Raw genomic sequence first — 18,095 nt, 5'->3', positions numbered from 1 at the left:
TATGGAAGACAATACTATTAACGACAATAATTTAGAATTTGAAAACAGAATTGACCTATCTGAACTACAAGAAAGTGTTTTCAACATAAAAAATCAATTAGGAAAGGTTATTGTAGGTCAAAAAAACATGATTGATCTTTTGGTCGTCGCTATTCTTTCCAATGGCCATGCCTTGATTGAAGGTGTGCCCGGTGTAGCAAAAACAATTACAGCAAAATTGTTATCTAGAACGATGTCTGTGGATTTTAGTAGAATTCAGTTTACTCCAGATTTAATGCCGTCAGATATTTTAGGAACTTCTGTCTTTAATGTAAAAACTTCAGAATTCGAGTTTAAAAAAGGGCCTATCTTCTCAAACATGATTCTTATCGACGAAATCAATAGAGCCCCAGCAAAAACTCAGGCAGCGCTTTTTGAGGTAATGGAAGAGCAACAAATTACTATTGATGGTGATACTTATAAAATGGATCAACCTTTTATAGTTTTGGCTACGCAAAACCCGATTGAACAAGAGGGTACTTATCGATTACCAGAAGCTCAATTGGATCGTTTCTTATTTAAAATAAACGTTGAATACCCAACTAATGAAGAAGAGCTAGAAATTGTTACCAGAGAGCAAGCACTTATCAATGGCGCTAAAATTGATAAAATTGAAACAGTTATTTCTGGTGAGAATATCTTAAAATTCAGAAACCTCCTTACACGAGTAAAAGTGGAAGCTCATCTATTAAAGTATATTTCCAATATTGTTGTAAACACTCGTAACAATTCGTTTTTATTCTTAGGCGCATCTCCAAGAGCTACCATTGCTATATTAAAGGCTTCTAAAGCTTTTGCTGGAATAAATGGTAGGGATTTTGTGACCCCTGAAGACATCAAAAACGCGGCAATACCAGTACTTCAACATAGAGTAATTGTTACTCCTGAAAGAGAAATGGAAGGACTTACAAGCAAGCAAATTATTGAACAAATTATTGAATCAGTAGAAATTCCAAGATAGGTCAATGAGCAAGCTTTATCATTCTTTATTTCTTAACAACAGGTTCTTTTATTGTTTGACTGTCGTTGCTGTAGTTTTCGTTTTAGGCTTTTTCATTCCTATTCTCTTTAACGTTTCAAAAATAGTATTATTTGCCATCAGTATTATTACATTTATTGATATCATATTGATATATAGTATTAAAGAGGGCTTTGAAGTGAAAAGATCACTTCCTGAACGGCTATCAAACGGAGATGATAATAAGATTTCCTTGGAGTTTAAAAATAATTATGGTTTTAATACACATTCAATTGTTATAGAGGAACTTCCTTTTCAATTTCAGAAGCGAAACTTCACTTTTAATCAACTTTTGAAACCAAAAGAAAGAAAGCTTATACATTATGATTTACATCCTGTTAAACGAGGTGAATATCATTTTGGACATATTAACGTATATGTTAGCTCTCCCCTTCAACTGGCCACGAAAAAGTACATACTAGGAACCGCAAAAAAAATAAAATGTTATCCATCTTTTTTAAGGTTAAATGATTTTAGCCTTAAAGCTGTTTCTAATGACTTAACTGCTCATGGCAATAAAAAAATACGACGTATTGGACATTCTTTAGAGTTTGAACAAATTAAAGAGTACGTTTCTGGAGATGATATAAGAACATTAAACTGGAAAGCCACAGCGAAAAGAAATCAATTGATGGTAAATCAATATATTGAAGAAAAATCGCAACCCGTATATTCCATTATAGATAAAGGTAGGCCCATGCAAATGCATTTCAATAACCTTTCTCTGCTTGATTATGCAATCAACGCCACACTTGCAGTTAGCAATATAATTCTTCGAAAACAAGACAAAGCAGGAATGCTAACTTTTTCAAAGAAAATAGAAAACTTAATAGTAGCGGAACAACGAACTTCTCAGATGAATTTAATTTCTGAAGCTCTTTATAATGTTTCTACCAACTTTTTAGAAGCAGATTATAGTTTGCTCTATGCTTCCATTAAGAGAAAAATTACAAGCAGAAGTCTTTTAATTTTATATACAAATTTTGAAACTTTAGATGCACTTAAAAGGCAACTTCCCTATTTAAGAGCCATTGCTAAAAATCATCTTTTATTAGTCGTGTTTTTTGAAAATACAGAGCTAAATACTTTGATTAAACAAAAAGCAACAACAGTTGAAGATGTTTATGATAAAATAATTGCTGAGAAATTTATGTATGAAAAGAAACAAATTGCTAATGAATTAAAGAAATACGGAATACAATCGGTACTTACCAAACCAGAAAATTTAACAGGCAATACTATTAACAAATATTTAGAACTAAAGTCACGAGGGTTGTTTTAACCAAAAATTAAACTAAGAATACTAAATTATCATGAACAAATTAAAATTAAAATTAACAAAAATTGATCCAGTAAAATACGCTTTAATTACCGCAAGTTTAATGGCGTTAATAGCCTTCGTAATGATAGGTGTAATAACCTTATTCGGAAGTATATTCGGAGCTTTAGGTGCAGGGGCATCGAGTGAACTAGGTCCCTTAGCAATGATAATGGGTGGTGGAATTTTCGCGTTAATCCTTTTTCCTATTATCTATTTTGTTTTCGGTTTTATCATTGGTATCATAGGCACAATGATTTTTAATTTTGTATTAAAAAAAGCGGGAGGTCTTGATTTAGAGTTTGAAAAAACTGGAGTTGAAATTTCTACAATAGGACAAGAATAGGCATATGGAATGGTATGTATATTGCTTAAAAAACACCTTTAACTTCCAACCAAGAGGGAGAAGAAGAGAATTTTGGATGTTCACTTTATTCAATATTCTTATCATTGCTTCTATTTTAGGCTGCGGATTGTTCTTTTCTGAATCCCTAGATGATGACGATATGACTTTTGGTATTGCAGGGTTGTATGTTCTTTTAACTATAATTCCGAGCCTTGCTTCCGTAGTTAGAAGACTACATGATACTGGTAGATCCGGCTGGTGGTTTCTTATTAAATTCGTTCCAATAATAGGTAACATTTGGATGTTAATTTTATTAGTAGAAGATAGCCAACCAGGAAAAAACAAATGGGGAGACAATCCTAAAGGGATTGGAAATGATTCTGGTATTAATCAAATAGGTCAAGAATAAATTAAAATTCTTCATAAAAAATATAAAGTCAGCTCAACGCTGGCTTTTTTGTTTTATTGACTTCGATTAATCAATCAAAACACTATCTTATACATTTTGTGACTAACAATTTCGTGTAAATTAATTAAAGACCTTAACAGTTTCGTGATTACAACCATCTCCTTTCGAACCAAATTATGGCCCTGTACTAAGTGGTAATTACTCCAGTGGTCAATGCACAACATGAATTCTGGTTAGCTACTGCACTGAAGCTTTTTTCTTCACAAATGTTATCCATCATTATACATCGAATGGGTAAAGTAAATAATACGTTTAATATATGTATATATTACTGATAAATAGCAAATGATAATTTTTGTATGTTAGTTTTTTACGAATTATTGAAGGCTACATAATCTAAACTCTACTTTTTGCTAAAATAGGAGCTGTTTTACGTATATTTAACCTATGTTTTAATAGAACTAACATTTTTAAAAATAGAAAGACATCTAATCTAAATCTCTTTAGAGCTTAAGATTCCCAAATATTAATTAATTTTGAAAACAAAATGGAGTTTGTGCGCAGACTCACGTTGTAGGTAATATGAAAAAAGACATTCCTAAAATTAACTTCCAACCTGCCGCCAAGGAAAATTTTAATTTTGAAATTGTCCCAATAAATAAAATTGCCAATAAACAAATAAAGGAACATAATTCTGAGCTTCCTCATCAACTCAAGTTTTATAATATTATCTTTTTTATCCAAGGAAGAGGAAGACACTATATAGACTTCAAATGGTACCCTATAAAAGAAAAGTCTCTTGTTTTTTTGGCAAAAGATCAAGTACATGCTTTTGATTTTTCTAGTAATTTAGAAGGCTATTGTATGGTTTTTACTGAAAACTTTTTTTTGAATTGCTTTTCAGAATTCCCTAATAATTATTTACTTCATTTATTTAATTCTCAATTTTCAAGGTCGGTCGTCGAAGTGCCAGAAGATTCGGATGTTATAAATTATTTCAATTTGTTGTTAAAAGAATTTCAAACGAAGAATACATTTAATAATATAAATGTAACAAAGTCATTACTTACCGTTCTTTTATCTAAGGCAGAGGGAATTAATGAAGGTCAAAACAAAAATGCCATAGATTCATTAAAAGTTACATTGTTCAAACAATTTAATTTGCTCTTAGACATCAATTATAAAGAAAGTAGGAATGCTAACTTTTATGCAGATAAATTAGCTATCACTTATAAACATCTAAATGAAGTTTGTAAAGAGGTGTCTAATAAAACTGCTAAAAATGTAATTGATGATTTTTTAATTCTCATTGCAAAAAGAAAATTAATTAACACTTCTATAAAAAGTACCAAATTAGCCTATGAATTAGGTTTCGAAGACTCAACTAACTTCACTAAATATTTCAAGAAAAATACTGGATTTACCCCAAAAGAGTTCTTATTATCTATAAAAAGGATTTAAAGGTTCGATATTTACCTTTTATCTCCCAGCTTTCATCTTTACTTGTAAAGTATTTATATACAACTTTGTACTATGAACTTTAAATATTGGAGGCATGAAAGGCTTAAAAACAATTGTGTTGCCATTTTACCATGGCGCTCTTACAGTAAATGCTAACACTAATCCTAGTGAAGTATTAAACTCAATTTTGTCAGAGGATTTTATTTCTGAAGGTACAGTCGATAACAAAAATAAGGAACAGCTAATTCGTCAATTAGGGTCATTTTGGCAAATGATTCCAGACCTGACATGGGAGCCTGTTGAAGTTATCGAAGTGGAAAACCAAGTAATAGTAAGAAGTAAGGTTACTGGTTCACCAAATTCTCCAGAAGGAAAATTTTTCGGACTACCTACAGACGGTTCTAAATCGTTTCAAACAATGTCTATCGATATTCATACTATCGAAAATGAAAAAATTGTAAAAGTAAACCATATCGAAGATTGGATTACAGCATTAAAACAGTTAAAATAATTTAATCTTTAAATAGTAATTTCATGAAATTTAATAATTTAATTTTATCAGGTTTTCTAGTCTTACTGTTTTTATCTTCTTGCAGTAACGATGATCCAATAACACAGGATGCTATTTTTGTTGAAGTACCTGATACAGAAGAAGAAATGCAAGGAGGAATGGAATCAGAAGAGTTACCTCCTAGATGCGATTTAAGTCCAGAAACAACTACAAATGTTCCACATCATCAGATAGGTGTTCAATTTGTTCCCGAAGTTAACGAAGAATTATTTAGAAGAGTATACTCTCTTCCTGGAATTGAGAATAGACAATCAGTCGTTGGGGAATGGAGAGGCATGTGGTTAACAGATGATATCACAATAGCTGTACCAGATGCACTTATAAGCGGTCGTGAATTTGGTCATATACATGATGATGGAAGCTTGCACATCTTTTTAGAACCATCTCGAGCTAATGAAACAGTAACAGCATGTTGGGGGATTTTTCATCCATTTGCGGTACAACAAATTGCAGGATGGGATGGTTTTGTAATGCTATATACACCTCAATCTATTGATGAACTTAGCGTAACATTTCAACTTATCGTTGACGGGTATAATTATGTTACTGGACAAAACCTAATAGCTACTAATTATTACTAGTTATTCTTGACTTAAAAGAATTATAGTCTTAATTGTAAAAACTAATAGTATGAAAAAACAACTAATCTCGATTTTTGGAATCGTTCTATTTCTTGTAAGCTGTAATGCTGAAAAAAAGAATAATAATGATTCAGAAAAACAAGTAACAAAAACTATAGAAAGAAGTGAAGCTGATAAATTGGCTGTAGAGTCACAAAAGACACTAGATATAGCCAACACTTTTATGACAGCTATGAGTAAAGGTGATATGGAAGAAATGGCGTCGTTAATGCACGATGATATGATATGGCAAAATGCAGGCGATTCTAATTTACCTTGGATGGGACCTTGGAAAGGCAAAAAAACAATTCTAGAAGAATTTCTCCCAGCATTTGAGGCAGGATTCATAACTAAAAAATGGGAACCTACAGATTCATTTGCCAAAGGAAATACGGCGGCTTATTTTGGGCAAATGATTGGACAACTAAAGCATTCAGGAAAGAAAACTAAGGAATTTACTTATGCACTAAGAGTAAAAATAAAAGATGGTAAAATTATTCTATGGAACTGGTTTGAGGATAGTTTTGAAGTTTCAAAAGCGTATCATAAATAATTGAAATGTTAGGGAATACTATTGTTTGACTTTCAATAATATTCTTTTTTCAATCTAAATATTAAAAAAATGAACAAAGTGAAAATTCCATTATGGATAAATATTATGCAAGCAGTGTTGATTTTAATTATGCTTGGTCAGGTAGTTATGTATTTTTTTAATCACCAAATGATGGCAGAAACAGGAGTTCAGGTAGAAGGAGTTCCTTTGTTAAACTTAGTGTATGAAATGGGAGCAAGAACATTAGTAATGGCACTGGTGTCGATATTTGTAATGTTTACTCAAAACCCGAAGCAGTATATTATTGTATTAATTATGAATATAATGCGAGAAGGTCTAGAAACTATAATTGATCCTTTATATCCAGTATTAAATGCACCTGTTTCTCCAATAGCGGATTTAGGAATTCATATTGTAATTGTAGCAATAGAAGTTCTTGCTTTGACTACACTCATTAAATTAAGCAAAAAAGCTAACCAAAATTTCACGTAAATGAATGCTCAATATAGTATTATCAACTCCACTATAAGCGTTTATTTAGATATTAAATATGACAAATTTAAAATGATGAAAGATACTGTAAAAAGCTTATTCAAATCACTTAGCCTAAAAATGTTAAAAAAGCTTGCTTAGCTATTTTAAAAGAATAAGGATATCATTTAGTTGAATTAATAAGAGAGAATAAAATAAAAAATGTAGTTGATTTTAAGTGTCTGGCTATATGACCATTAATACAGTTGCTAAAAACAGCTCTGAATAGCGGCGAAGAAAACTTAAATATGCTATACCATATTTGAGATGAATTTGCTATTCGATAGATGACTACTGTATTTACCTGTACACCTTTTTTATCCTATTTTGATTTACCAGTTTATCTATAAGACAAGCCATGGGAATTGCCGCTGACGTATGGAGTTTTTTACATTTTTATTTGGACAGAAGGCTTTTTAGAAACTTTTACTCAATTCAATTATATTGCCGAGTTTATCGCTATTCTGATTTTAATCTTTCTCTTTTTTACTTCTAACAGAAAATCTATGAAACTACACTTAAAAAGAATTGGAAAAAGCTACAACGATTTGCTTATGCAGCCGTAACATCAAGTGTACTAAATATAAATGAAATTAAGACTTTCGAGAGCTCCTTTTTAAGCAATGAAAAACTATAAATGAAATTTGGAGTAAAAAAGGGATTGAACTCAGAGAAAATAACACCTAGAATTGATTATTTTATTCATAGAGCTGATTGCGTAAAATCGGAAAGTTGGATTTACTGGAAAGGAAAAACTGAAAAATATGGAGACAATGATATTACTCTAGTTTTTGACAAAAAAAGCAAAATAATTTGGCAATGTTTTTCATTATAGCTTTTTTGGTTAGGCGATTCTCTTTACGCTATCCCTACATCCGAAATTCTCCATGCGCAACAAAAAAGTTACAAAGGAATTCTCGATTCTTGACCCAGATAGCAATTTATTGACATTCGGACAACATATGTAGAAAAGACTACACTTCGCCAAAGAAATGAAACTCTAGAAACCTTACCTTTTTCAAAAAAACGACCTCCTTTTTAAATTAATAATTGCATAATTTAATTATTATAATCATATTTATAACCAATCAGTTACATAATTTATGAGAAGAGATGTGTTTCAAGCAATTGCGGACCCTATTAGAAGAGAAATTATTGAATTAGTTTCAAACAATTCATTAACTATAAATGAAGTAGCTGACAAATTTGAAATTAGTAGACCCGCCATTTCAAAACATTTAAAAATATTAAGTGAATGCGGAATAATTGAAATCCAAAAGAAAGGACGAGAACGCTTTTGTATTATACAGCCCAAAAACTTATTACCTGCTTTTTTGTGGATTGAGCAATATCAAAAACTTTGGGAAGATAAAATTGACTCTTTCGAAAAATATTTAATGGAATTAAAAACAAAAAATAAAGACAATGGATAAATCAAAACGAACAATTACGATAAATAGAACATTTAACGCAGCTATAGAACTAGTATGGGAAGCTTGGACACAGCCAGAACATATTGCTAAATGGTGGAGCCCGAAAGGAATGGAAACTAAAATAATTGAACACGATTTTAATATTGGTGGAAAGTGGAAATATTCTATGCCTATGCCAAATGGTACTGAATTCATTGCAGATGGAGAATACATCGAGATTGTTAAACTTATAAAAATTATCTCTTTAGCTAATTTTAAACCAATGACAGAAGGAGTAGAAATACAATCTTTATTCGAAAAAGACGGTAATAAAACCAACTTTACGTTTAATGTGATACATCCAACTGAAGAATATAAAATACAACAAGAAAAAATGGGGATTTTAAATGGTTGGGGATCTGTTTTTGACAGACTCGACGCACTTCTTATCGAATTAAAATAACAGTACATAACAATGAATCCTACGAAACAGGAATCCCTATTTTAAAGAGAATTAAAAGAAGATTTCGTATACCGGATTAAATAAAGTTTTATTGGCCAGTCATTCTCAATAATACAATAAACTCGGTTTCTATTATACGGTACAATGTTTAAAAATGATCTCTAAGCTTCTATTTAATACGATTCATGATTAAAAAATTCGTATAAATTAGTTGAATTATATTTTATTTAAACAAGACGAAAAAATAAAGCAGAGCCTTGGCTACAGTTCATTTTTTTAACGCAGTAGAAAGGAAAAACAAACAAGAAATATACGAAATTTTTAGTTGTAAATCGTATAACCACATTCATAGAAACGATTATTAGCTATAGGGTTTGACTCTTTTTAGGCCTCCCCTACTTTATGTTGAAACACATTTGTTGTCCTTGGTTTACTTGAGTATCAATAAAAACTGAATATTAAGTTAAAAACAATATCCTTTTTAGGCTCAATAACAATTGAAATTAGTTTAAAAAACACACTAAAAATCTTGTTCTACGGTAAAACTTGTAAGTTCTGTTGTAGCCTTCCCCAAAACCAGGACAGTTTAAAATTCGAATTTACTAACTTTAAACTCAAACTGTCACAATGAAAATCAGCAAGTTTAGCGAGAGTCAGATAATCAAGGCTCTCAAGGAAAATGAACAAGGTAGGTCTGTAGGTGATTTATCAAGAGAATTAGGAATCGATAAAAGTACTTTTTATTACTGGCGAAAAAAGTATGGAGGTATGGAACAACAGCAACTAAAACGTTTAAAAGAGTTAGAGGAAGAGAATAATAGGCTCAAGCAAATGTATGCAGATGTAAGTTTGGATGTCAAAATGCTAAAAGACGTACTATCAAAAAAGTTCTAAAGCCTTCCGACAAAAGAGTTCGTGTAAAGTATCTCATCAAAGCGTATGTGATTTCTATAGTCCATGCCTGCAAAGTTGTAGGCCTTAGTAGATCGATTTGGTATTACCAGAGTAAAAAAGATGATAGCGAGGTTATTGATAAGTTAACCGAACTTTCTGAATCGTACCCTACAAGAGGTTTTGATGAGTATTATCATAAGATCCGTCGTGAAGGCTTAATATGGAATAGGAAACGAGTGTTACGAGTGTATCGTGAGATGAAACTCAGTTTAAGACGTAAGCACAAAAAGCGTTTGGTTAAACGTGTAAAACAACCTTTGGAAAGACCTTCAAAACTCAATGAATGTTGGAGCATGGATTTCATGAGTGATGCACTTATTGACGGTAGAAAGGTGCGTGTGTTCAATGTTATTGACGATTGCAATCGTGAAGCACTGGCTATAAATGCTGGTCTTTCATATCCAGCAAGAGCCGTTATCGAAACACTGGAATGCCTAAAAGAAGAAATAGGAGTACCTAAGTATGTGAGATGTGATAATGGTCCAGAGTTTATTTCCAAGATTTTTGTCAACTGGTGCAAAAAGAATTTTATAGAAATTAAATATACACAACCCGGTAAACCTATGCAGAATGGCTATATAGAACGATTCAATCGCTTCTTTAGAGAGGATATATTAAGTGCTTATTATTTTAATGACACTTATCAACTTCAAAAGATAAGTGATAACTGGAGAGAAGACTATAATTTTAATCATCCGCATAAATCTTTGGGATACAAGTCACCTAAAGAGTTTATGCCCAGATTTGATGAAGAATTTAAATTCTTCATCAAATCTGACCTTAATAATAATTATTTGTCGAATTTAGAGGTGTCCTAAAAAAGGAAAGGCTACACTGTATCAGTAAAAGACATCTCTATTTGAATAGGGTTACAACAATTTTCACAGTCCTCAATATAACTTTGATGAGTTATACTAGAATCTAATAACATGGAAATGTCTTGCCAACAATAAGGACACTGAAAGAAATGTTCTATCATTTTAATAAGTAACTTTATAAGAGTATCAAATTCTACTTTTGGTTTTTACCAAACGATTAAATTCGTCCAAAATATTTTCGGATAAACCATTCTAAAGATAATAAGAAAACAATTAAAACTAAAATCCAATACCACTCAATCAAGTTCTTTTTTGATGTTGTCGATTTTTGAACAGTAAAGTAGTTCGGATCAGAATTTAATTCTTTTATTAAGGATTCTATTTGATTCTTATAAAATAATTTCCCTTGAGTATTTAAAGCTAACTTTTCAAGTTTGGCTGTATTCGCATTAACAAATTGATCTTCAATTTCGAATTCTGTAATCTTAAATTTCCCAAATTTCTTTATTGATTGATTTTTCACAGAAACCTGATATGTGTATTCTCCTGCATCCAATCCTTCTAAAGAAACTTGATATGAGTTATTCATTAAAGAGAAAGGTAAATTTTTAATCTTTTTAGTGCTAGTATTCGTTATTTTTAAGTCGAGTGAAGCTCTGTTGTCAAAACGATAATTTTTCCCTACGTAAAAAGCCGAAAACGTTATGCTCTCGTTGGCTGGGTAAATACTTTTTGTTTTCACCTCTAACCTACTTCGCCTTTTATTCTTTGCTAAATACTGAACAATATTCCCCATAAAAGCGTCAAAACTCTCAAATGTTTGATCTTTTAAAAAACTAGCCGCTCTCCATTTCCATATACCTTCTCCAAATAAAAACATTGCATTATTTTCATTTTCCTCAAGAGCTACTATTAAAGGTTGTTCTGAATCCACACCTCCAATATTTTGACTTAACAAAACCTGGTTGTTTCTTGTGATCTTTATCTTCCCGAAAATATCATCTAACGGAGGGAATTCATCAAAACCGATATCTTCCTGTAAAAAGGTTAAAAATTGATCATTATACGAAGCTGTAGCTACCTCCTTTTGATTTATGGCCGTTTTATTTACTCCTAAGTCGAGCGTATTTAAATACCTCCAATCGGTTTTGGTTCCCGAAATTAAAAGATAATCCGTTGAAACTTCCTTTAAAACATTTTTAAAGTGAAAGTTCGGCTGATAAAATATATACATTTGGTAATCGCCCAAAACAAAGGTGTCTTTGTTTATTATTTTTATATCAACCTTTCTTTGCTTGTTGCTCTCAATGGATTTTTTAATAGCTCCTAAATCTGGATGTAAAACAGAACTTAACAACAATACTTTTGTTTGTTCATCAATTACCTCTACCGAAAAGTTTTTATAATTGTTTTTTTTATTTTTTTCGTTTAACAATCCACTAATTGACGCTTGATAATACTGTAAACCTTTTTCATCGGAAGTTAAGGTTACATTCACCGTTTGTGACGTTTGCTTAGGTGAAAAGGATAGTTTCTTAGAGAAAACCTTTCTTCCTTTATGTGAAATTGTAAAAATAGATTTCGTGGGTTCATTTCCTTCATAATGGATTAATGCTTCAACCGGAAATTTGTTTTTAATATAGCTGTATTTATTAACATTTAATTGAGTTAATTGAATATCCTGATACTTTGTAGTATTTCCCAAAACAACAGGATGCACCTTATTTTTTGAGGTATAATATTCATAATCATTCCCTGATGTTTGATTTCCATCTGTAACCAAAATAGTCGCTACTTTTTGTTTAGGATATAACGTGCTAATTGTTGAAATAGCTCCATTAATATCAGTATTTTCCTGTTTAAAGTTTAGACTATCCAAAGGTTTTAGTGTTTTTCCAAAAGCAAAAGGAATTACCTCAAATTTTTTATTTAATTCCTTATCACTCCTCACTGCTTTAAGAATACCTTCAACACTTTTTTCTTCGTTAAAAAAACGAGTCGATTTAGAGTCATCTATTAATAAAGAAATTATGGGCTTTATATTTTCTGTTCTCACAACATCAAGTTGTGGGTTAATCAAAAGAATTCCCAAAAAAAACAAACTTAGTGCTCGTAAGGCAAAAAGAAGGATTGTTACTTTGGGTTGTTTCCTTTCTTTATAGAAATACTGAAAAAAAGCAACGGCAATACTTAGAAGTAAAGCTACTACAACATAAATTAGTGTTAATGACTCCACAGAATGGTTTTTAAAATGTGAAGATAAAAATATCTATCAAATATGTGCCATCAATTTTTTCTAATTTATGATTGAGGTCATAAACAAAGGAGAAACTACATGCTAAATTTGTTATATCAAATATTAAAATATGGATACCACAAATTCAATACCCGCAAACATTACAATTTCAAAACCTCAAAATTTCTCTTTAATTTCAATTATTAATAAATGGGTTAAGAAAGAACAAGAAAACGCTTTTGGAATTTCTATTTTATTTATCATGGTAGGTACAATGGTTGCCTCTATATCTGCAGCTTTAGCCATTCATGGTGAAATTGCTTACTTTCCTTTAATTTTTACTTGTTTATCCGCTATGGGCGCAAATGTTACTGCTATAAGTCAACGCCCTTTTAAAGTTGTTACTTGGGCTTTTATAGTAAACATTTTAGGAAATTTAATACTTGTTATATATCAACTTATTCCATACATGTAAAATAATTCTAAAGGAAAATAGCCCCAATAAAAACAAATAATTAATTATAGATATACCGGTATATCATAGTCTATTAAAAAATAATTCATAACAATCTATATACGGAAGCTTAAGTTAATGTAGATTTTGGTCTGTTTTCAAACATTTTAAAAAATAACATAGAGGCGATGTTTCTCGCTCTCTCTTTCGCATTATTCGCTTTTTCTCCAATAAAAAGATCATCTATTGTCGAAAACCATAATTGAAGCCAATGACCAAAATGTTTTTGAGAAATACTGTGTTCAAAATTTCTATCAACATCTTTATGAGCTTTAACAGGGTTGCCTTTAAATTTTCTCACAAAAAATAAATTTGTTTCCCAAAAATCAGTAAGCTTATCTATATGATTGTTCCATTCAGCTTCTGGTATTGTTTCAGTAAAAATGGGACCAATAAAATCATCGTTTTTAATTCTGTCGTAGAAGGTTGATACTAACAAGTAAACGTCTTCTCTAGATTCTATTTCTTTTTTATTCATGTAAACTCCATTTAATAATCATCAAAAGTATATATTTATACTTAACGTTTTTATGACCTAAATCATAATGATTCCACAAGATACTTTATTTAAATACGGCGCTACTAGTAAAACATTTACTAAAGATGAAAAAATTTTTTCTGAAAATGATATTGCCAGAAATTATTATCAAATTTTAAAAGGAGCCGTTAAAATGAGTAATTTTAACGACGATGGAAAAGAATTCATACAAGGTATATTTTACAAAAAGCAAAGCTTCGGTGAACCTCCCTTGTTTATTGATGTTCCTTATCCCGCCAATGCAATTACCCTTTCTGACTCTGAAATAATATTACTTCCCAAAGAAAAGCTTTTACATTTATTAAACGAACACCGTGATATTCATTTAAAGATAACAGAAAATTTAGCAAAACGATTGCATTACAAGGCAATAATTGCATCTGAAATTTCTGGGCAGGAACCCATGCATAGAATTCTTCGTTTTTTCGATTATCTAAAAAATGATGTGCATGAACAATCTTCAAAATCTTCCTTTAAAATCCCCTATACAAGACAGCAAATTGCCGATGTTTTAGGATTAAGAGTAGAAACAGTAATTCGATCTATTAAAAACCTTGAAAAGAAAGGTGAAGTGAAAATAATTTCTAGAAAAGTATACCGTTAACTAGTAGATAAGAATAGTTTTTTCTCTTTCCTTGTTCAAATACTTCTCAACACACAAAATTTCCAATTTTATTACATCATATCAATTGTAGAATTTTTACTTTTGTTGTTTCAATACAACAAATAAACATGAACTTAACACAATTAAATGCCATTTCTCCTATAGATGGTAGATACCGTAACAAAGTAGCTAGCTTAGCGAACTATTTTTCTGAAGAAGCCTTAATTAAATATAGAGTAAAAGTTGAAATTGAATACTTTATCGCTTTATGTGAAATTCCACTTCCTCAATTAGCGGAGTTCAACAAAGATTTATATACTGATTTACGTAAGATTTATGAAGATTTTTCAGCTGAAGATGCTGGGAAAATTAAAGAAATTGAAAGCGTAACGAATCATGACGTTAAAGCTGTTGAGTATTTTATTAAAGAAAAATTTGACGCTTTAAATTTACAAGCATTCAAAGAGTTTATTCATTTTGGATTAACTTCTCAAGATATAAATAACACTGCTATTCCATTATCAATTAAAGATGCTATGGAAGAAGTGTATTATCCTACTTTAGATACTTTAGTTTCAAAATTAGCAGATTTATCCGAAGAATGGGAAAATATTCCTATGCTTGCTCGTACACATGGACAGCCAGCCTCTCCTACTCGATTAGGAAAGGAGTTTTTTGTTTTCGTTGAACGCGTTAATAACCAAGTAATACACATTCAACATACACCTCACGCTGCCAAATTTGGTGGTGCTACAGGTAATTTTAATGCTCACAAAGTTGCATACCCAAACATTGATTGGAAGAATTTTGGGACCAATTTTGTTGAGAATGTTTTAGGGTTGCATCATTCCTTCCCTACAACACAAATAGAGCACTATGATCATATGGCCGCTTTATATGACGGTTTAAAACGTGTTAACACTATTTTAATCGACCTAAATAGAGATGTTTGGACGTATGTATCAAACGACTATTTTAAACAAAAAATTAAAAAGGGAGAAGTTGGATCTTCTGCAATGCCTCACAAAGTAAACCCCATAGATTTTGAAAACTCTGAAGGGAACTTAGGAATTGCCAATGCAATTTTTGAGCACTTAGCCATAAAACTTCCTGTTTCTCGTTTACAGCGTGATTTAACAGATAGTACTGTTTTACGTAACGTAGGTGTTCCTTATGGACATACCCTAATCGGTTTTGCTTCTACTTTAAAAGGGTTAAATAAGTTATTATTAAATAAGGAAAAGTTTGAAGAAGATTTAGAAAACAACTGGGCAGTAGTTGCTGAAGCTATTCAAACCATTTTACGTAGAGAAGCCTACCCAAATCCATACGAAGCATTAAAAGGGCTTACACGTACGAATGAAAAAATAACACAAAACTCAATTGCTTCATTTATTGATACGTTGGAGGTTTCTTCTGATATTAAAAATGAATTAAAAGCAATTACTCCTTCTAATTATACAGGAATATAAGGTTATGAACGTTATCATTTTCGGTCCTCCGCTTGCAGGCAAAGGAACGCAATCAAAAAAAATAATAGAAAATTTTGGCTTAACACATCTCTCTACTGGAGATGTATTGAGAGCGGAAAAGAAGGAAAATACCGAACTAGGTAAAAAAGCTGAACAATTCAGTAAAAATGGTCTTCTAGTTCCTGACGACTTGGTCATGAAAATTGTAGAACGTTTTTATAATCTCAATAGTGGAAAAGGTTTATTATTCGATGGGTATCCTAGAAATGTTGATCAGGCGAAGCATTTACTTAATTTTTTGAATGCTGATAATGATAAAATCGATTTCATTATCTATTTGAAAGTTTCTAAAAATATACTTTTAGAAAGAGCTGAGAAAAGAGCACTTGAAGAAAATAGAAAAGATGATGCTGACAAAAACACCGTAATTACTCGAATTAACGAATTTAGCAACTTTACAATTCCTGCCGTTGAGTACATTAAGCAAACTGGAGTAACAACCATTGAAATAGACGGGAATCAAAGTCGGGAAGAAATTTTCGAACTGATAAATAAAAATTTAAAATAGTGAAAAGTTCAATCAATACATTAGGAATTCATATTGCTAAAATAGCTGCCTTTGTTACAATAATATGTTTAGCTACTGCTTGTGAACCTGAGAAAAAAGGTAATCCTGACAGATTTAAATTTGGGGTTTTCGAATTTCCTTCAGTAGGAAACATTAGTAAAGTACAAATTACTAGAATCGATAGTTTACAAATTGAAAAATATACTGAAAAAATTAGTATTTCGAATGACAGTATGAACAGCGAAAAACTAATTAAACATATTGATACGTTTTATATAAAATGGAAAAATAATTTCAATTATACTTGTATTAATAAAAATCCAAAAACAGATTTAGATAAAGATCCTATATTTGTGCAAATTACTCAGGTTAAAGATAGTTCTTATGATTTTTCTTTAAGAATGGGTTATTCAAATTTTAAACAAACAGGAACCGTATATAAAGTAAAATAAACTATGGAAATTTTCTTACAAGCAGATACCTGGGGAGCTCTTGTTACCCTTACCTTCTTAGAAATTGTATTAGGTATTGATAATATTATCTTTATTTCAATAGCTGCCAACAAACTTCCGGAAAGTGAACAAAAAAAAGCGACAAATATTGGTCTCTTATTAGCAATGGTACTTCGTGTTGTACTACTTTTTGGAATCTCAATATTAATAGCAATGAACGCTCCTTTCTTTAGTATAGATTGGTCGTGGTTTAAAGCAGGATTTACTGGACAGAGTTTAATATTGTTCGTTGGAGGGCTTTTTCTTCTTTATAAAAGTACGAAAGAAATTCACCATAAAGTTGAAGGTAGTGAAGAGGATTTAGAAGACGAGAAGTCTAAGAAAAAATACACTATAGGTCAGGCTATCATACAAATTACATTAATTAACATTGTTTTCTCTTTTGATTCTATTTTAACAGCCGTTGGTATGACTAATGGTGTTGAAGGAGCCATGATTATTATGATAACTTCTGTAGTACTATCCATGATTATTATGATGTTGTTTGCTAATCCTGTAGGAAAGTTTGTTAGCAAACATCCTACAATTCAAATGCTAGGCTTATCATTCTTAATTTTAATTGGATTTATGCTAATTGCTGAAGCCGCCCACCTTTCTCATGCCAAACTATTTGGTCAAGAAGTAGGAACTATTCCTAAAGGATATTTATACTTTGCAATTACTTTTTCTCTTGTAGTTGAAATGTTAAACATGCGAATGAGAAAAAATAAGTAATAAAAACAGTCTACTTTACATAAAAAGAAACCTCAATATTTTAATATGTTGAGGTTTCTTTTTTTTACTTACTTTTGTTACGTGTTAACACTAAAAAAACACATAACATTATTTTGCCTAGTTGTATTGCTGATTCCTTCGGTTTTACAATCACTGCATGCTTTCCATGATCATACACATATTGTTTGCTCATCAATAGATGAACACCATTTTCACGAGCAGCAAGTTGACTGTTCGTTATGGCACTTTCAAAAGGAAGTATTTTCTTATAACTATTTTAAAGAACCTACTTTCATCACTTACACACCAATACTTTTCAATACCGAACAAGTAAAAAGTGTTTTGGTCATCGATAAAGCAAAAAAATCTCCAAGAGCGCCTCCGTCTCTATTATAGTTATTCATATAACTGTATATAATTATAA

The 18,095-nt window shown here is 31.0% G+C and carries 24 protein-coding genes; 21 read left to right on the top strand and 3 right to left on the bottom strand.

Features of this window, described 5'->3' with window-relative positions:
* Position 1 precedes the first annotated feature (1 nt).
* From BLW23_RS02975 to BLW23_RS02905, 14 genes are all read left to right on the top strand, one after another.
* A complete protein-coding gene (locus tag BLW23_RS02975; protein WP_093667747.1) occupies positions 2-1,000 on the top strand; it encodes an AAA family ATPase in 999 nt (332 codons plus the stop codon).
* 4 nt (positions 1,001-1,004) lie between these two features.
* A complete protein-coding gene (locus BLW23_RS02970; protein ID WP_093667746.1) occupies positions 1,005-2,339 on the top strand; it encodes a DUF58 domain-containing protein in 1,335 nt (444 codons plus the stop codon).
* A gap of 31 nt (positions 2,340-2,370) precedes the next feature.
* Positions 2,371-2,721: a hypothetical protein gene (locus BLW23_RS02965; RefSeq protein WP_093667745.1), complete on the top strand. Its 351-nt coding sequence runs from the start codon at positions 2,371-2,373 to the stop codon at positions 2,719-2,721.
* 4 nt (positions 2,722-2,725) lie between these two features.
* Positions 2,726-3,130: a DUF805 domain-containing protein gene (locus tag BLW23_RS02960; RefSeq protein WP_093667744.1), complete on the top strand. Its 405-nt coding sequence runs from the start codon at positions 2,726-2,728 to the stop codon at positions 3,128-3,130.
* A gap of 582 nt (positions 3,131-3,712) precedes the next feature.
* On the top strand, positions 3,713-4,591 hold the full coding sequence (locus tag BLW23_RS02955) for an AraC family transcriptional regulator (RefSeq protein ID WP_093667743.1): 879 nt from the start codon (positions 3,713-3,715) through the stop codon (positions 4,589-4,591).
* 94 nt (positions 4,592-4,685) lie between these two features.
* Positions 4,686-5,102 carry an ester cyclase gene (locus BLW23_RS02950; protein ID WP_093667742.1) on the top strand — a complete coding sequence of 139 codons (417 nt, stop codon included), beginning with the start codon at positions 4,686-4,688 and terminating at the stop codon, positions 5,100-5,102.
* Positions 5,103-5,125: 23 nt separating this feature from the next.
* Positions 5,126-5,743, top strand: a complete 618-nt coding sequence (locus BLW23_RS02945) for a luciferase domain-containing protein (RefSeq protein WP_093667741.1) — start codon at positions 5,126-5,128, stop codon at positions 5,741-5,743.
* A gap of 49 nt (positions 5,744-5,792) precedes the next feature.
* On the top strand, positions 5,793-6,335 hold the full coding sequence (locus BLW23_RS02940) for a nuclear transport factor 2 family protein (protein ID WP_218134023.1): 543 nt from the start codon (positions 5,793-5,795) through the stop codon (positions 6,333-6,335).
* Between the two features lie 69 nt (positions 6,336-6,404).
* Complete coding sequence (locus tag BLW23_RS02935; protein ID WP_093667740.1) at positions 6,405-6,827, top strand: hypothetical protein; 423 nt, start codon at positions 6,405-6,407, stop codon at positions 6,825-6,827.
* A gap of 676 nt (positions 6,828-7,503) precedes the next feature.
* Entirely contained in the window at positions 7,504-7,701 is a 198-nt protein-coding gene (locus BLW23_RS02925; RefSeq protein ID WP_093667739.1) for a hypothetical protein, read from the top strand.
* Between the two features lie 268 nt (positions 7,702-7,969).
* On the top strand, positions 7,970-8,299 hold the full coding sequence (locus BLW23_RS02920; RefSeq protein ID WP_093667738.1) for an ArsR/SmtB family transcription factor: 330 nt from the start codon (positions 7,970-7,972) through the stop codon (positions 8,297-8,299).
* On the top strand, positions 8,292-8,741 hold the full coding sequence (locus BLW23_RS02915; RefSeq protein ID WP_093667737.1) for an SRPBCC family protein: 450 nt from the start codon (positions 8,292-8,294) through the stop codon (positions 8,739-8,741). The genes BLW23_RS02920 and BLW23_RS02915 overlap by 8 nt, the downstream gene beginning before the upstream one ends.
* Before the next feature lie 627 nt (positions 8,742-9,368).
* A complete protein-coding gene (locus BLW23_RS02910; RefSeq protein ID WP_093667736.1) occupies positions 9,369-9,635 on the top strand; it encodes a transposase in 267 nt (88 codons plus the stop codon).
* On the top strand, positions 9,620-10,513 hold the full coding sequence (locus BLW23_RS02905; protein ID WP_143032094.1) for an IS3 family transposase: 894 nt from the start codon (positions 9,620-9,622) through the stop codon (positions 10,511-10,513). Before BLW23_RS02910 ends, BLW23_RS02905 begins: the two co-directional genes overlap by 16 nt.
* Positions 10,514-10,524: 11 nt before the next feature.
* On the opposite strand, the gene BLW23_RS02900 is transcribed toward BLW23_RS02905, so the two are convergent.
* Positions 10,525-10,674, bottom strand: coding sequence for a zinc ribbon domain-containing protein (locus tag BLW23_RS02900; protein ID WP_093667734.1), 150 nt, complete (start codon positions 10,672-10,674; stop codon positions 10,525-10,527).
* 56 nt (positions 10,675-10,730) lie between these two features.
* Positions 10,731-12,749: a VWA domain-containing protein gene (locus BLW23_RS02895; RefSeq protein ID WP_255362720.1), complete on the bottom strand. Its 2,019-nt coding sequence runs from the start codon at positions 12,747-12,749 to the stop codon at positions 10,731-10,733.
* A 130-nt stretch (positions 12,750-12,879) separates the two neighbouring features.
* On the opposite strand from BLW23_RS02895, the gene BLW23_RS02890 reads away from it, so the two are divergent.
* Positions 12,880-13,224: a hypothetical protein gene (locus BLW23_RS02890; RefSeq protein ID WP_093667733.1), complete on the top strand. Its 345-nt coding sequence runs from the start codon at positions 12,880-12,882 to the stop codon at positions 13,222-13,224.
* Between the two features lie 109 nt (positions 13,225-13,333).
* Here the strand turns inward: BLW23_RS02890 and BLW23_RS02885 are convergent, their stop codons facing one another.
* Positions 13,334-13,741, bottom strand: a complete 408-nt coding sequence (locus BLW23_RS02885; protein WP_093667732.1) for a group III truncated hemoglobin — start codon at positions 13,739-13,741, stop codon at positions 13,334-13,336.
* A 67-nt stretch (positions 13,742-13,808) separates the two neighbouring features.
* On the opposite strand from BLW23_RS02885, the gene BLW23_RS02880 reads away from it, so the two are divergent.
* The 6 genes from BLW23_RS02880 (at position 13,809) to BLW23_RS23005 (ending at position 18,067) form a co-directional block, all read left to right on the top strand.
* The gene (locus BLW23_RS02880; RefSeq protein WP_093667731.1) at positions 13,809-14,405 is read left to right on the top strand and encodes a Crp/Fnr family transcriptional regulator; all 597 of its coding nucleotides are present in this window, start codon (positions 13,809-13,811) and stop codon (positions 14,403-14,405) included.
* 128 nt (positions 14,406-14,533) lie between these two features.
* The gene (gene purB, locus BLW23_RS02875; RefSeq protein ID WP_093667730.1) at positions 14,534-15,877 is read left to right on the top strand and encodes an adenylosuccinate lyase; all 1,344 of its coding nucleotides are present in this window, start codon (positions 14,534-14,536) and stop codon (positions 15,875-15,877) included.
* Positions 15,878-15,881: 4 nt separating this feature from the next.
* Positions 15,882-16,445 (top strand): adenylate kinase family protein, encoded by a 564-nt coding sequence (locus BLW23_RS02870; protein WP_093667729.1) that lies wholly within the window; start codon positions 15,882-15,884, stop codon positions 16,443-16,445.
* A complete protein-coding gene (locus BLW23_RS02865; RefSeq protein WP_255362719.1) occupies positions 16,445-16,897 on the top strand; it encodes a hypothetical protein in 453 nt (150 codons plus the stop codon). Before BLW23_RS02870 ends, BLW23_RS02865 begins: the two co-directional genes overlap by 1 nt.
* Before the next feature lie 3 nt (positions 16,898-16,900).
* Positions 16,901-17,671: a TerC family protein gene (locus BLW23_RS02860; protein WP_093667728.1), complete on the top strand. Its 771-nt coding sequence runs from the start codon at positions 16,901-16,903 to the stop codon at positions 17,669-17,671.
* A gap of 81 nt (positions 17,672-17,752) precedes the next feature.
* The gene (locus BLW23_RS23005; protein WP_143032093.1) at positions 17,753-18,067 is read left to right on the top strand and encodes a hypothetical protein; all 315 of its coding nucleotides are present in this window, start codon (positions 17,753-17,755) and stop codon (positions 18,065-18,067) included.
* The last annotated feature ends 28 nt before the right edge of the window (positions 18,068-18,095 follow it).

Origin of the sequence: Tenacibaculum sp. MAR_2009_124, assembly GCF_900105455.1 — a bacterium.
Taxonomy (GTDB): Bacteria; Bacteroidota; Bacteroidia; order Flavobacteriales; family Flavobacteriaceae; genus Polaribacter.
The sequence above is the reverse complement of the archived record's forward strand: the minus strand, read 5'-3'. Positions and strand labels throughout refer to the sequence as shown.